The sequence below is a fragment of the Haloechinothrix alba genome, assembly GCF_900188115.1.
Taxonomy (GTDB): Bacteria; Actinomycetota; Actinomycetes; order Mycobacteriales; family Pseudonocardiaceae; genus Haloechinothrix; species Haloechinothrix alba.
Map to the genome: position 1 here is coordinate 1 of NZ_FZNW01000017.1, position 13,981 is coordinate 13,981.

Sequence of the window (13,981 nt, forward strand, 5' to 3'; positions counted from 1 at the left end):
CGGACGAAGGCGTGCAGATGGCGCACCAGGCTCGTCAGTATATCCCGCAGCCGCGGGTCCGGAGTATCGGCGAAACTCGCGATGACCGCGTCGGCGGCGTTCGACTCCGTGAAATCCGTAGCCATGTTCGCTCCCCAAATCCTAGCGGGTCGCGCCGAGCCGCGTGCTGATCTCGGCGGCGGCCTTGATGACCACAGGGAGGTACTCGTTGTGAATGGTCTCCATGCTGACGTTCGCGGCGTGGCACGACATGCTCAGCGAGGCGACCACCCGGTTGGTCGAGTCCCGTACCGGTGCGGAGAACGACCGCACACCCTCCTCGAGCTCCTGGTCCACCAGTGCCCAGCCGTGCTCGCGGACCTCGAACAGGATCTCGCGCAGCCGGTCGACGTCGGTGACGGTTCGCGGGGTCAACGGGTGCAGGGTGACCTGCCCGAGGAACCTGTCGATCTCCCCGTCCGCCAGGCCGGCGAGCAGGACACGCCCCATCGACGTGGCGTACGCCGGTAGCCGGGTACCCGTCGTGAGGGTGATGCTCATGACGCGCCCGGCAGGGACGCGCGCGATATAGACCGCGTCCTCGCCGTCCAGGGCAGCCATCGAGCAGGTCTGACCGGTCGTGCTGGTGACCTCCTCCATGAACGGCTGGGCGACCTCGGTGAGGTTCATCGACGACAGGTAGGCGTTGCCGAGGGAAAGGACGTGCGGGGTCAGCGAGTACAACCTGCCTTCCCTGCGCAGGTACCCCAGCTCCTCCAGGGTCAGTACGATACGCCGCACCGTGGGCTTGCTCAGCCCTGTCGCCTCGGCCAGCGCGGACAAGCTCAGTTGCGGGTGGTGGTTGGCGAAGGCCAGGATGACCGACAACCCTCGCTCGATCGACTGGATGTAGTCGTCACGATTGTCCGGCTTCACCATGGAGCTCTCCCCTACCGCATCGGGACGGGAAACGATCGACGTCCCGTATAGCGTACGACTTGTAACAGCACTTGTGTCGATACGGCGAGAACTCCGGTGCCGGCGATGCGGCCGGCGCCTGACGGTCTCCGCCGTCACGGGCGCCGGTACGTGGACAGCTTCCGCTCGTCGATCCGGACACCGAGCCCCGGTTCCCTCGGCACCCGGAGGTGACCGTCGGAGTAGTTCAACGGCCTGGCACTGACGTCGTCGGCCAGCAGCTTCGGCCCGAACAGCTCACTGCCGAAGGACACGTTGGCGGTGGCACCGTAGACGTGTGCGGCAGCGGCCGTGCCGATCGAGGACTCGATGCTGGTGCCGCCGTGGCAGGGGATCCCGGCGGCCTCGGCCACGGCCGCGGTCTTCTTCGTCCTTGTCAGGCCGCCAAGCTTGGGCACCTTCAGGGAGAACACGTCCCCCGCGTTGTGCCGGCAGACGCGCAGCGCGTCGTGCACGCTCTGCAGGCTCTCGTCGACCATGAGCGGTGTGCGCAGGCGCGCGGCGAGCCGACCCATGGCCTCGACGTTCCACCCGGGAATCGGTTGCTCGATCAGGTCGATCCCGCCGTCCTCCAGCTCCGGAAGCCACCTGGTCGCGGTCATCTCGTCCCACGCGGCGTTGAGGTCGACCCGCACGCTGGCGCGGTCACCCAGCGCCTTGGCTACCGCGAGCACGCGGTCACAGTCGGCGCGGGGGTCCTGAGCACCCATCTTGAGCTTGAAGCTCACATGCCCTTCGGAGAGGAGCTTGTCCTCCGCCTCGGCACTGACGCCATCGGCCTCTTCCGCGCCGAGCGCCCAGGTGACCGGGATCGACTCGCGGTACAGCCCGCCGAGCAGGTCGTGGACCGGCACGCCGAGTGCCTGCCCCCAGATGTCGAACAGCGCCATCTCCAGGCACGCCTTCGCCGCCCGGTTACCGGCGGCCACGGTGTCCATGCGTTCGAGCGCGGCCTCGATGCGAGCGGCCGGATGCCCGATGAGTGTGGGTGCGAGGTAGGTGTCGATGACACTCTTGATCGCCTCCACGCTCTCCCCGCCCCACCAGGGACCGCCCGGGGTCGACGCCTCACCGACGCCTTCGAGGCCGTCCTCCGTGCGTACACGGCTCAGGACGTAGCTCTGGTGGTCGATGGTGGTGGACTTGAACTTGTGCGGGCGGATCGTCGGGAGGTCGACGATCACGGTCTCGACGGAGCGGATCCGCAAGGAGGGCATGCAGGTTCCTTTCAACGCGCACCTTCTCGGGTTCGGCGACGGGGGCGGGGTAGCCGGGCCGGACCCGGCTACCCCGCCGCATCGGCTACCCGGCCGGGGTGAGCCGGAACTCGTGGGAGGTGCTGTAGAAGGGCCGGCTCAGCCCGCGCTCGGACAGCTCCGCCGGGTCGTCGTGCTTGCGCAGGCTCAGGATCAGCTCCGGCTTGACCGCGCTGGCGATATCCGACTCGAGGTAGCGATCGCCCTCGAAGTACAGCTGCGTGGTCAACGACTCGTAACCCTCCGCGGAAACCATGAAGTGCAGGTGGCCCGGTCGCCAGTCGTGCCAGCCCGCCGCGTTGAGCAGCTCCTCGACCGGCCCGCCGCGCGGGAGGTGGTACGACGGCGGCACGATCGTGCGCACCTCGAACCGGCCGTTGCCGTCGGCGGTCATCCGGCCACGGAGGTTGAAGGCAGGCGGCCCGTCGTGGACGTTCGAGTACAGGCAGTCCGCGTCCGCCTGCCACAGGTCCAGTACGGCTCCGGGGACGGGGCTGCCCTCGGCGGAGAGCACCGTGCCGGACAGGATGAGCACGTCCCCGGCCTCGTCGTCCCGCTGGGGAAGCACGTAGGGCCGCTCCAGCCAGGGGGCCCCGGCTACGTAGTAGGGACCTTCGATGGTGCTGCCCGGGCCTGTCGCGTTGACCGCCTCCACCGTGTGCTCGAAGAACACGTCGGCGAACAGCGGCCACTCCCCGGCATGTCCGAGGCGGATGAGCCAGTCGAGCCCCGCACGGTACTCGTCGTAGGTGACGCCGTGCTTGTCGAGCTGGGCGTTGACGCTGTCGATGATGTCGGAAAGGACCTCGTGGGTACGTTGCTGCGATGTCACAGCTTCTCCTTGTCGGTGAGGCTGCCGTCGCGCTGGGTCAGCGACGGTTGTGGATGCTGATGTCATCGGGGTTGATCAGGTCGGGCACGGTCCAGCCGTCCAGGTCGTACTCGGCCATGCACTGCTCGGCCATGGCCTTCATGCCGTCGGCCGTGCCGGCGTTCTCGTGCGCGGCGAGCATCTCGAAACGGACGTTCTCGTGGTTGCCCGAGTAGTTGACCTCGTAGAGCTCGTGACGGCTGCCGAACTCGCTGCCGATCGAATCCCAGATCAGCTTCATCAGCTTGACCCGGTCGACGGACTCGTAGCCGTTCGAACCGCGCACGTACTGGTCCAGGTACGGCCGGATCTCCGGCTCCTTGAAGTCACGCGCGTTGGAGTTGAGGTAGATCAGCGAGCTGCCCAGGTCCTTCTCGATGATCTGCTTGATCTGGGGGTAGCCCTGCGTCATGAACCACCGGTACGCCAGCCCGTAGTCCAGGTTGGGCAGCAGTGCCCCGTCCTTCCACTCGTTCGGGGTCCTCGCCATGGCGTCGGACAGACCCCAGAACATGTTGCGCCACGCGAGCACCTCACCGACCCGGGTCTGGATACCCCGGAAGTCCTTGGTTCCGGTGACCTCGACGCCCTTCATCAGCAGCCCGGCCAGGAAGTCCAGCTTGACCGCGAGGCGCGTCACGCCGTGGAAGGTGAACCGGTGCAGGAAGCCGGATCCGGGGAAGAACGTGCTGGCCTTCTCCGTGTCCCCGAAGATGAACACGTTCTCCCAGGGGATCTTCACCTTGTCGAGGATGAAGATCGTGTCGTTCTCGTCCATCCGGGACGACAGCGGGTAGTCGAACGGGCTACCGATGGCGTCGGCCTGCATGGAGTAGGAGTGCCTGCAGATCAGCTTCATCCCCGGTGCGTTCATCGGCACGGTGCACACCAGCGCGAACTGGCGCTCCTTGATCGGGAGACCGTAGTGCGCGATGAAGTTGTAGTGCGTCAGGGCCGACCCGGTGGCGACCACCTTCGCGCCTGAGACGATCAGGCCGTCGTCGCGCTCCTCCTCGACGTGGATGAACACGTCCTTGACGTCGTCGGGGTTCTTGTGCCGGTCCACAGGGGGATGGATGATCGCGTGGTTCCAGTACAGCAGCTTCTCCTGCGACTCGCGGTACCAGCGTCGCGCGTTGTCGGCGAACGGCTCGTAGAAGTCCGCGTTGGCGCCGAGCGTGCCGAGGAAGCTCGCCTTGTAGTCGGGACTGCGGCCCATCCAGCCGTAGGTCATCCGCGCCCACTCGGCGATGGCGTCGCGGTCGGCAAGCAGGTCGTCCACACTGTACGGAGTACGGAAGAACGGGTGGGTGAACCCGCCGTTGCCCGTGTCGGTCGGCCGGGTCAGCACGTCCTTCCGGTCCGGGTCATGCAGGCCGTCGTACAACCGCGCGGTCATGCGCACCGGGTTGCGAAACGCCGGATGCGTGGTGACATCGCTGACCTTCTCCCCGTAGAGCCACAGCTCCCGGCCGTCGCGCAAGCTGTCGATGTACTCCTCGCCGGTCATGGGACGCTGCGTGGCCTCGGGGGCCACGGTCGGGTTGATCTGCTCCTGTGACGTCACTGAGCCCTCCTCGATGGGATTCGACGTGCGGGGGTTCTTTTCAGGCGATGCCGACCAGTCGGCTCTGGCTCGACGGGCAGTCCAGCGATTCCAACCAGGGCGCGAACTCGAATGCCGGTCCGAGCTCACGGAAGCCGCCTCGGTAGAAGACAAGCGGGTCTCCCTCGGTGACCGCGAGCTCGTCGACCTCGCCGAGGTAGAGCACGTGGTCACCACCGTCGTAGGCACGCCACGGGCTGCAGGCGAGGTGCGCGAGCACCCCGGACAGTCGAGGCGGGCCCGCTGCCGGCCGGACCCACTCCACCGGCCGGCTCCGTGGCTTGCCCGCGAAATGCAGCGCGATGTCGTCCTGCGCATCGGCAAGCACGTTCACGGAGAACGCGCGGCCGGACAGGTACGAGCACAGCTTCGTACGGCGGTCCAGTGAGACGAGCACCAGTGGCGGATCCAGCGACACCGCCGTGAACGCGTTGACGGTCGCGCCGTGCGGACTCCCGTCCACATCACAGCTGATCACTGTCACACCACTGGCGAAGTGTCCGAGGCAGTTCCGAAGCTCCCGTGGCTCGATCGGCATGACGCCTCCTGGTTGTACGGTATCCGTACTTTTTATACGCATTCCGGTTGACATGACTCACTATGCGGCCAAGGATGGGTTGTGTCAACAGTCACAACCGGCGAAGGAGTGGGGATGCTCTTCCACGCGCGGATGCGGGTGCACCTGCCGCACGACCTGGATCAGGACGCGGCTGACCGGCTGAAGGAGCAGGAACGTCAGCGTGCGCAGGAGCTACAGCGCGACGGGCGCTGGCGGCATCTGTGGCGTGTCGCGGGCGAGTACGCCAACATCAGCGTGTTCGACGTCGACTCGCCGGACGAGCTGCACCGGCTGATCTCCCAGCTGCCCCTGTTCCCGTACATGGACGTGGAGGTGACACCGCTGGCCAGGCACCCCTCCGCGATCAGCGACGACGCCGTGTCCGACGAGCCGGGGTCGTGACGACGGGCGGCGATCCGGGAAGGGGCGCCCGCAGACGGTCCGGCTCACGCCACGGGCCCTATGGAACAGGGGACGTTCCGACCAGGGCGTCGTGAATCCGCCTCGCCACGTCCTTGTCCTGGAGATACCCGCTGATCCCGTGACGGTTCGCGGTGCTGTTGTGCACGTCGTCCTTGTTCGATATGCCGGGCTCCTCGGGGCTCAGCGGGAAGTGCGTGGTATCCAGCGGGTGAAGCGCGACGAAGTCACGCTCGTCCAGCGCGTTGAACCAGTGGGATGCGCACTCCGGGCATCGGGTCGGCTTCTCCAGCACCCTCCTGATCGCGGTGACGGCCAGCGGCGATCCCAACGTGACGAACAGCGGGACCGTCCGGCGACCCCCGCTACCGCCGGCCGCGCGCTGGTGCCGCAGTACGTTGTAGGCGACCACGCTGCCGAGCGAGTGGCCGACGACCACGGACTCCGCCCCGGGAGCCAACGCGGACGCGACCCCGGTGTCGATCGCCGTGCGGATGGCGGGGTTCGTCAGGTACACGTACACGTCGCTGGTGAACAGGATGAGGACCGCGCTGCTGGCACCCGGCACGAAACGGTCGATTGCCCTGGCTGTGGCACGGACCCAGCCCCAGTCCCGCGGCCCCCGTTCGATCACGTCCGAGTCGGCGACCTCGTCGATCTGTTCCTCGGTAACCTCGTGGCGCTGTAGGAGATCCATCATCACGGCGTGCAGGAACCGCTGTTCCTCGCCGGGCACCCCGTCACCCCGGAGTATCACCGCGGCGGCGTCCTCAGTGGATACCCCGGAGTCCAGCTGGTACAAGGTGTCCCCGTAGTACGGGAACCGTATGTCGGACTCGGCGATCGGCAGCTCGAGGCCGTTCTCCCGCAGCCCGGAGCGCAGCGCGTCGACCCACTCCGCCTTCAGGGCCACCGCGTCCTTCTTCTGTTGATCCCGCCCGTGCACCAGTACCAGCCTGCGTGTCATCGCAACTCCTCGTTTCGCAATGCCGTCCGGAGCTTGTCCACGCCCGCCGGACCGAACAACGTCCACAGTGACTCACGGACATCCGTATCCAGGCCCGCGAGCGCGCGGGGAAGCCACAACCGATGGGCGTTGAGCAATGCCCAGCCCTGGGCGAGCAGCGGAACGCACGGCACGACCCGCTTCCGGGCCCCGAGCGGGTTGTCCGTCAGCGACCATTCGAGCAGGGCCAGGTCGAAGAGCGTGAAGCCTCGATGGCTGTGACGCATGTCGGCGGACATCTCGCCGATCCGCTCGATATCACCGAGATCGTGCATGGCGTAGGCGGCGTAGACCGACAACGCCGGGTCGATCTCCCCGGCCACCCGCATTCGCTCCGCGATACGCGCGGCGTCATCGGAGTCGGGCCGGAACCTGCCGTGCAGCGACGCCGAAGCCGCAGCGGCGCGCAGCGCACGGATGTCGGACGCCCGCCTCGCGTAGCGCTCCCACCTGGCGGTGTTGCTGGATGGTTCGTAGGCGACGTCCACGAGCTCGTCGCCATCGACGGTCAACGCCGCGACGAAGTCCGGTAACGCGGCCACCACTGCCCCGGTCCCGTTGTCGGACCGCACCAGGACCGAGGCCGGTTCCCCGGCGTCGAGCCGCTCGACACGCACCGTCTGCCGATCGTCGAGGATCTCGGCGTCGGCACTCGCCGCGACGACCTCGGCCACCGTCGCACCACGGACCTTGATGCCGCAGCCGGAGGTGAAGTAGTCCGGCCCGAACACCGCAGACACGCCTTCTTCGGCGGGGGCCGGCTCGCCGTCGTCGGGCGCGGCAGCGCCGACGGCACCCTCGGGGCCGCCGACACCCTCGGGGTCGTGCCCGGAGGGCATCCACGATCCCGCCGTCGCCGCCGTCACGATCCCGCCTGCGATGTGCTCGCGCCGCTCCGGCGACACCGCCCGGCGGGTGCGCGGGTCCGGCTCCGCACCCGATGACGCATCCGCCCGAGTGCCCTCCGGCCGGGTACCGCGTTCCACGCGTGAGACCCAGTCCTCGTACGAGGTGATGATGGCATCCGGGCTCTGGTTGACCTTGCCCGCCAGTTGCCGCTCGAGAATCCTGCGCGGGACCTCCTCTTCGAGGTAGGCCTGCAGCGGTCGTGGTCGCACGTACAGCGCGGGGTCCGCGGCATCTCGCAAGTCCTCGAGCACGTCGGGGCACGACCCGGCAAGGGCTTCGAGCAAGGCTTGCGTGTAGAGCGCCTTGTACGCACCCGCTGCGGCTTCCGGGGCCTTGATCTCGGCTGCCGTCCTGCCGAGGAAACAGGCGAAGAACTGGTCGACAAGACCGGGTCGATCGCTCAACCCCTCATTCGGGAACACGTCCTGACCACGCACGTTCTGGGCACGGATGCCTTCGGGGGCCACCCGGCACGCATCCGAAATGATCACAACGTGCGGGATCCCGCAGTAACGCGCGAGCTCGGCACTTCCGGTCACGTTGACCGCGGCACTCGTGCGGACGGGGGCTTCGGTGAGTAACCAGTGCTCGCACCGGTTGATGTTGACGCCGTGACCGGCAGAGTACACGACCAGCTGGTCGACTCCCGCCCCGCCGATGAGCTCCGTGACCGCATCATAGATCAGTTCCGGGGTGACCTCGCGGCCATCCGCATCCGTGATCAGCTTCGCCCGGTCAGCACCCATCCCCTGGCTCAGGGCCCACTCGTGCATCGCGGCCGCACCGGCCGCGGCATCACGAAGCGGGGTGAGGTCGCCACTGCGGTCCACCCCGATGAAGACGCCGGCGCGGATCATGTCGACCTCCCGTGTGGCGCGACCGAAGCGCACGGCGTGACCGCACGGCGCCGCACGCATCCTCAGTGTCGACCCGACCGGCGGGGTGACAACACACTGCGAGCGAGTGAGACCGAACCGTGACACGGCGATACAGCATGGCGGTCAGCTCAACCACACCATCGTCGCTGCTGGCGACAAGGCGGCGTCGGCGAAGCGGAGTTCGGCACCGTCTTCGGCCGAATCCAGGAACGTGGAGCTCGCGTACCGGGCCGATCCCGGACATCACCAGCCCGGCACCGGCTCACCGCACGCGGCGGGCGAGGCTCGGGTCGGGTTCGCCGTAAGCCTCCGGGTGCAGGATGCCTGCCAGCGCCTCGACACCGTCCACCAGCCTGGGGCCAGGGCGGGCGAAGGCCGCGTTCGCGTCGACAGCCCACACCGGAACTCCGTCCGGTAGCACGCCTGCCCGGACGACGTCACCGGCATGTTCGACGGACTCGTCCAGGGCGAACCCGCACGGTGCACTGATGACCACCTCGGGATCAGCGGAGGTTACGCGTTCCCAGTCGGTACGGAACGAGCGTTCCCCCGAACGCCCCAGCACACACTCGCCACCCGCGGCGTGCACCATGTCCGGCACCCAGTGGCCGGGGGCGTACGGCGGGTCGGTCCATTCCAGCACCAGCGCCCGGGCCGTACGGCGACCGTCCACGCTCCCGCGCACCGCGTCGAGGCGCCGCGAGAGCGCGGCGACCAGCCGCCCGGCCTCGGTCGAGGTGCCCGTTGCGTCGCCGATCGTGTTGATCGACTTGAGCACCTCGGAAAGGGTGTGCGGATCGATCGTCAGCACCTCGGCGGAGGACCCCAGGAACGTCAGCGCCTCCTGCACGGTCGAGACACTCGCCGCGCACACCGCGCACAGGTCCTGGGTGATCACCAGCTCGGCATCCAGCCCGGCCAGCGCGTCCGTATCCAGGTGGTAGAGGTCCTCTCCCGCCTCCTTGCGCCGGGTAACGGCGGCGTCGATCTCGGCGGGGCGCAGCCCTTCCGGCAGGGTGCTTGTGGAGACCACGCGACGCGTTCGGGCCTCCGGCGGGTGGTCGCACTCGAACGTCACGCCGACGACATGGTCGCCGAGCCCGAGCGCGAACAGGATCTCGGTGGTCGACGGCAGCAGCGAGACGATGCGCATACCACCACGGTAACGCCGCGGGTCTACGCCCCGCCGAGGACAGGCGTGCGAGCTCGCCGCCGCTCTCGGGGTGTCGCGCCAAGCAGCCCGCCAGCGCTTCGGCGACAAGGCGCATACCTAGATCGGTGGCTGCGGCTCGACCCGGTGCGCGAGCCGAACCCGCGCAGGATCCTCCTTGCGCCTACGTTCGAATCTCGCCGTGGCCGACCCAAGCCTGTCCGAGGACGAACTGTGCCGGCTCGATACCGTCCGAGCTGCATCGTGACCGCGCACCGTGTATCGCGAGCGCATCCCCATGCGGCGTGGCTCGCACCAGAATGCGGCTACTCGATCAACGCTTTCCACGTGGTCTGATCAACCACGGCGATACGCCCGCGGTTACCGTATGCACCCGACCTCACCGTGCCGGTCCCGTCGTCCTACCCTCGGCACATGGCCACCTACTACGCCGTGCACCCGGAGAACCCGCAACGGCGCTCCATCGGCCGTGCCGTGGACATCGTCCGCAACGACGGCCTGATCGCCTACCCCACCGACTCCTGTTTCGCGCTCGGCACGCAGCTCGGGAACCGCGACGGGATCGACCGGATCAGGAGCATCCGCCGGCTGGACAACCGGCACCACTTCACCCTGCTCTGCAGGGACTTCTCGCAGCTCGGCCAGTTCGCGCACGTGGACAACACGGTCTTCCGCGCCATCAAGGCAACGACTCCCGGCAGCTACACCTTCATCCTGCCCGCGACCAAGGAGGTGCCGCGCAGGCTGATGCACCCGAAGAAGAAGACGGTCGGGGTGCGGATCTCGGGGCACCTGGTGGCACAGGCGCTGGTCGAGGAGCTGGGTGAGCCGTTGCTGTCCAGCACCCTCCTGCTGGCAGGCGAGGAGGAGCCCATGACCAACGGCTGGGAGATCAAGGAACGGCTGGACAACCAGGTGGACGCGGTCCTCGACTCGGGTGACTGCGGTACCGAGCCGACCACGGTGATCGACTTCTCCAACAACGAGGTCGAGATCGTCCGGACCGGGGCGGGCGACACGACACCATTCGAGTAGGCGGCGATGCGGCTCGGCTCAGTCACACCGGCTCCGCAGCAGGCCAGACGACCACGAAGCGCGCACCACCGTCCGGGGAGTCACCGGTAGCCACCCTCCCCCCTCGGCGGCGGACCAGCTCGGCGACCAGCGCGAGGCCGAGCCCCGACCCGCCCGATGTGCGGGCGCGGTCGTCCGTCACCCGGTAGAACCTGTCGAACACCCGCTCGCGGTGCTCGGCGGGGATGCCCGGCCCGTCGTCGTCGACGACGACCCGCGCCCACGACCGCGCGCCGAGCACCGACAGCACCACCTGCGCATCGGCGTACCTGCACGCGTTGCGCAGCAGGTTGTCCAGTACCAGCTCGACCTCGGCATGGGTGGCGCCCGCCCACACTTCGCCTGCCGGTGCGCTGACCCGCACCAGCAGCGACTCCGTCGAGCAGCGCCGCACCGCCGCCCGGGACTCGCTCACCAGCTCGACGGGGGTGGCCGCAGGCCGCTCCCCGGCATCGGACCTGGCGAGCGCGAGCAGCCCGTCGAGCAACGCGCTCAGCCGCTCGGACTCGGTGAGCACATCGGTGAGCACGTCCTGGCTGGTGTCGGGATCGGGATTCGTGACGGCGACCTCGGCCTGCGCCCGGATCGAGGTCACCGGCGAGCGCAACTCGTGCGCGGCGTCCCCTGTGAACCGCTGGAGCTTGTCCGTGGCCTCGCGCTGGCGCGCGAGCAACCCGTTGAACTCGTCGGCCAGCGCCCGCAACTCGTCCTCGGACGGCGGCAACGGTAGCCGCTCGCCCGGACCGAGCGTGCGCAGCGCCCGGCGCATCCGGCTCACCGGCCGCAGCGCGAACCCGACCGCGAACCAGGTCGTCAGCCCGGCGGTGACGGCACCGAGGCCCGCAATGCCGAGCAGCCAGCGAGACGCGTCGTGCACGACCGCGGCGAACCCGACGAGTCCCGTACCGGCCACGACCAGCCGCTGCGCGCCGTCGGGGGCGGTGGCTACGGTGCCGTGCCAGCGCACGGGCGGGTCTCCGGGCATACTCACCGGGAGCCCGCTCTTGAGGGTGCGCACGGCCGGGTCGTCGAGCGCGGGCGGCCGCCCACCGTCGGTGGGCCGGCCCGCGGTGTCCAGCACGCGTACGCGCAGGCCGGCAGGGTTGCCGACGGGCTCGCCACGCTCCACCTCGGCGACGGCGCCCGCGCGCGCCACGGCCAACTCCTCGTCGACGGACTGCGTGAGCAACGGCCCGAGCAGCCGCCCGCCGAGACCGGCGAGTGCGAGCAGGACGGCGAGGGTCACGACGGTCGCCAGCGTGGTGATGCGGAACCGCAACGAACAGCGCGACCAGAGTGCCGGCAGGCTGCGCATCGGTCAGTACTCGCCGTCGCTGACCTGGTACCCGTGCCCGCGTACGGTCCGCACGACGTCCGCAGCGCCGACCGCATCGAGCTTGCGCCGCAGGTAACCGACGTAGACCTCCACGACGTTGCGGCTCGCCGCCTGCTCGTCGCCCCACACCTCGGTGAGCAGCTCGTCCTTGGTGAGCACGGTCCCCGGACGGCAGGCGAGCACTTCGAGCAGCGCGAACTCGCGCGGGCTCAGCGTGACCGGCGTGTCGTGCCAGCGGACCTCGCGCGCGTCCCTGTCCACGAGCAACCCGCCGATGCGCAACGAACCACGTCCCGAGGTGCCGCTCGACCGGCGCAGCACGGCGCGCAGCTGGGCGACGAGCACGACGAAGGAGAACGGTTTGACCAGGTACCCGTCCGCCCCCAGGTCGAGCCCGTCGGCCTGGTCGATCTCACCGTCCTTCGCCGAGACGAGCAGCACCGGCGTGCGCACCCCTTCCGCCCGGAGCTGCTGCAACACCCGGTACCCGGACAACCCGGGGATCATGATGTCGAGCAGCACGGCGTCGAACGAGCCTGTCCGCGCGAGGCGGAGCGCGCTCTCCCCGTCCGCGGCCACAGTGACGTCCATGCCCTCCGCGCCGAGCCCGCGTTGCAGAGCCTTCCGGACACCCAACTCGTCGTCGACCACAAGCACCCGAGGTTTCACGACTGCGAGCATGCCCCCCTTCGGACGCGTACCACGCACGTTCTCAGCACTCTCTCAGCGGTGCCTGCCACTCTCAGGGCTATCTCAGCACCCGGAGAGCAACGTGAACGGTGTGCATGAAGCACACTAGTTGCACAACAAGGGGAGAGCAGCATGAAACCGAGAACCAAGGCGCTGACCGCGGCGGTGACCGGCACCGCACTCGGTATCAGCGGGCTGGCCCTGCTGGCCGTGCCCGCGGGGGCGGGCGACGACCCGGAGTTGCCGGAGATCAGCCCGGAGGAGCTCGTCGAGTCCACCTTGACAGCCGAACCACCCGCGTTCGCGGGGACGGTCGGCGTCGACGAGCGGATCGGCCTGCCCGAGATCCCGGGCAGCAACCTGATGAACCTCGACTCCGCGCGGGTCTGGCACGACGGGGACGCCGGCTCCCGGCTCGCCGTCGAGCGGGAGTCCGCGGAGCAGACGATCGTGCACAACTCCGACGGGGTGTGGATGTACGACTCGCAGGAGAACACCGCTACCCGGTACCCCGCTCCCGAGAAGACCCATGGGGGCGAGCAGGGCCCACCGCCCGGGCAGATGGGGGCGGACGACCCCGCAGGCGCGTCCACCGAGATCATCGACGCGCTGCGGGAGTCCAGCACGATCACCGTGGACGGCACCGCGCGCGTCGCGGACCGGTCGGCGTACGAACTGATCCTCACCCCGAAACCCGAGGAACGCACCGTGCTGCGCGAGGTCAAGATCGCGGTAGACGCCGAGACGCGGCTACCGCTGCGGTTCGAGGTGCTGCCTGCGGGCTCGCCCGAGCCCGTACTCAGCGCAGGCTTCACCGGCATCGACTTCGGTGAGCAGCCAAGCGACCTGTTCTCGTTCACCCCGCCGGACGGTGCCCGTGTCGTCGAGGGCGATGCCGGCGAGCACGCGCAGCGGGACGACCTCCCGGATCCCGGAGCGGGACTCGAGAACCTGGCCGACGCGAGTCCGGTCGGTGACGGCTGGGACACGGTGCTGACCGGGACCCTGCCCGAGGGTGCGCTCAGCGGGGGCGCGGGTGCCGAGGGGCCGCCCGAGCGCGGCCAGGAGCAGGCAGGCCCCGGTCCGCAGGGGTTGCTCGAGCGGTCGGGTGAGCGCGTGTCGGGTGACTTCGGTTCCGGTTACGTGATCACGACCCGTGCGGGCACCGCGCTGGTCACCGACGACGGCCGCTTCGCCGTCGGTGCCGTGCCGCAGCAGGTCGTCACCGAGGCGCTGGAGGAGTCGTGA

The 13,981-nt window shown here is 68.9% G+C and carries 13 protein-coding genes; 3 read left to right on the plus strand and 10 right to left on the minus strand.

The genetic code is table 11. From position 1 onward, the window contains the following. Positions 1-141 precede the first annotated feature (141 nt). From CHB84_RS16275 to CHB84_RS16295, 5 genes are all read right to left on the minus strand, one after another. Positions 142-918: an IclR family transcriptional regulator domain-containing protein gene (locus CHB84_RS16275; RefSeq protein WP_089302489.1), complete on the minus strand. Its 777-nt coding sequence runs from the start codon at positions 916-918 to the stop codon at positions 142-144. Between the two features lie 134 nt (positions 919-1,052). Further along, positions 1,053-2,174, minus strand: coding sequence for a muconate cycloisomerase family protein (locus CHB84_RS16280; RefSeq protein WP_089302490.1), 1,122 nt, complete (start codon positions 2,172-2,174; stop codon positions 1,053-1,055). A gap of 85 nt (positions 2,175-2,259) precedes the next feature. Next, on the minus strand, positions 2,260-3,045 hold the full coding sequence (locus tag CHB84_RS16285) for a dioxygenase family protein (protein ID WP_176439997.1): 786 nt from the start codon (positions 3,043-3,045) through the stop codon (positions 2,260-2,262). A gap of 37 nt (positions 3,046-3,082) precedes the next feature. Further along, positions 3,083-4,594, minus strand: coding sequence for a 4-hydroxyphenylacetate 3-hydroxylase N-terminal domain-containing protein (locus tag CHB84_RS16290; protein ID WP_089302586.1), 1,512 nt, complete (start codon positions 4,592-4,594; stop codon positions 3,083-3,085). 97 nt (positions 4,595-4,691) lie between these two features. Then, positions 4,692-5,228: a flavin reductase family protein gene (locus tag CHB84_RS16295; protein WP_089302492.1), complete on the minus strand. Its 537-nt coding sequence runs from the start codon at positions 5,226-5,228 to the stop codon at positions 4,692-4,694. 114 nt (positions 5,229-5,342) lie between these two features. On the opposite strand from CHB84_RS16295, the gene catC reads away from it, so the two are divergent. Then, complete coding sequence (gene catC, locus CHB84_RS16300) at positions 5,343-5,651, plus strand: muconolactone Delta-isomerase (RefSeq protein ID WP_089302493.1); 309 nt, start codon at positions 5,343-5,345, stop codon at positions 5,649-5,651. A gap of 58 nt (positions 5,652-5,709) precedes the next feature. On the opposite strand, the gene CHB84_RS16305 is transcribed toward catC, so the two are convergent. The 3 genes from CHB84_RS16305 to CHB84_RS16315 form a co-directional block, all read right to left on the minus strand. After that, positions 5,710-6,636 (minus strand): hypothetical protein, encoded by a 927-nt coding sequence (locus CHB84_RS16305; RefSeq protein WP_089302494.1) that lies wholly within the window; start codon positions 6,634-6,636, stop codon positions 5,710-5,712. Beyond that, positions 6,633-8,441 carry a caspase family protein gene (locus CHB84_RS16310; RefSeq protein WP_176439998.1) on the minus strand — a complete coding sequence of 603 codons (1,809 nt, stop codon included), beginning with the start codon at positions 8,439-8,441 and terminating at the stop codon, positions 6,633-6,635. The genes CHB84_RS16305 and CHB84_RS16310 overlap by 4 nt, the downstream gene beginning before the upstream one ends. A gap of 283 nt (positions 8,442-8,724) precedes the next feature. Next, positions 8,725-9,615 (minus strand): cobalamin-binding protein, encoded by an 891-nt coding sequence (locus CHB84_RS16315; protein ID WP_089302496.1) that lies wholly within the window; start codon positions 9,613-9,615, stop codon positions 8,725-8,727. Between the two features lie 432 nt (positions 9,616-10,047). Here CHB84_RS16315 and CHB84_RS16320 point away from each other — a divergent pair, with 432 nt between their 5' ends. Next, complete coding sequence (locus CHB84_RS16320; protein WP_089302497.1) at positions 10,048-10,668, plus strand: L-threonylcarbamoyladenylate synthase; 621 nt, start codon at positions 10,048-10,050, stop codon at positions 10,666-10,668. A 22-nt stretch (positions 10,669-10,690) separates the two neighbouring features. Here CHB84_RS16320 and CHB84_RS16325 read toward each other — a convergent pair whose 3' ends face one another. Further along, complete coding sequence (locus tag CHB84_RS16325) at positions 10,691-12,022, minus strand: ATP-binding protein (RefSeq protein WP_089302498.1); 1,332 nt, start codon at positions 12,020-12,022, stop codon at positions 10,691-10,693. 3 nt (positions 12,023-12,025) lie between these two features. Beyond that, positions 12,026-12,724, minus strand: coding sequence for a response regulator transcription factor (locus CHB84_RS16330; protein ID WP_089302499.1), 699 nt, complete (start codon positions 12,722-12,724; stop codon positions 12,026-12,028). Positions 12,725-12,865: 141 nt separating this feature from the next. Here CHB84_RS16330 and CHB84_RS16335 point away from each other — a divergent pair, with 141 nt between their 5' ends. After that, positions 12,866-13,981 (plus strand): LolA family protein, encoded by a 1,116-nt coding sequence (locus CHB84_RS16335; RefSeq protein ID WP_089302500.1) that lies wholly within the window; start codon positions 12,866-12,868, stop codon positions 13,979-13,981.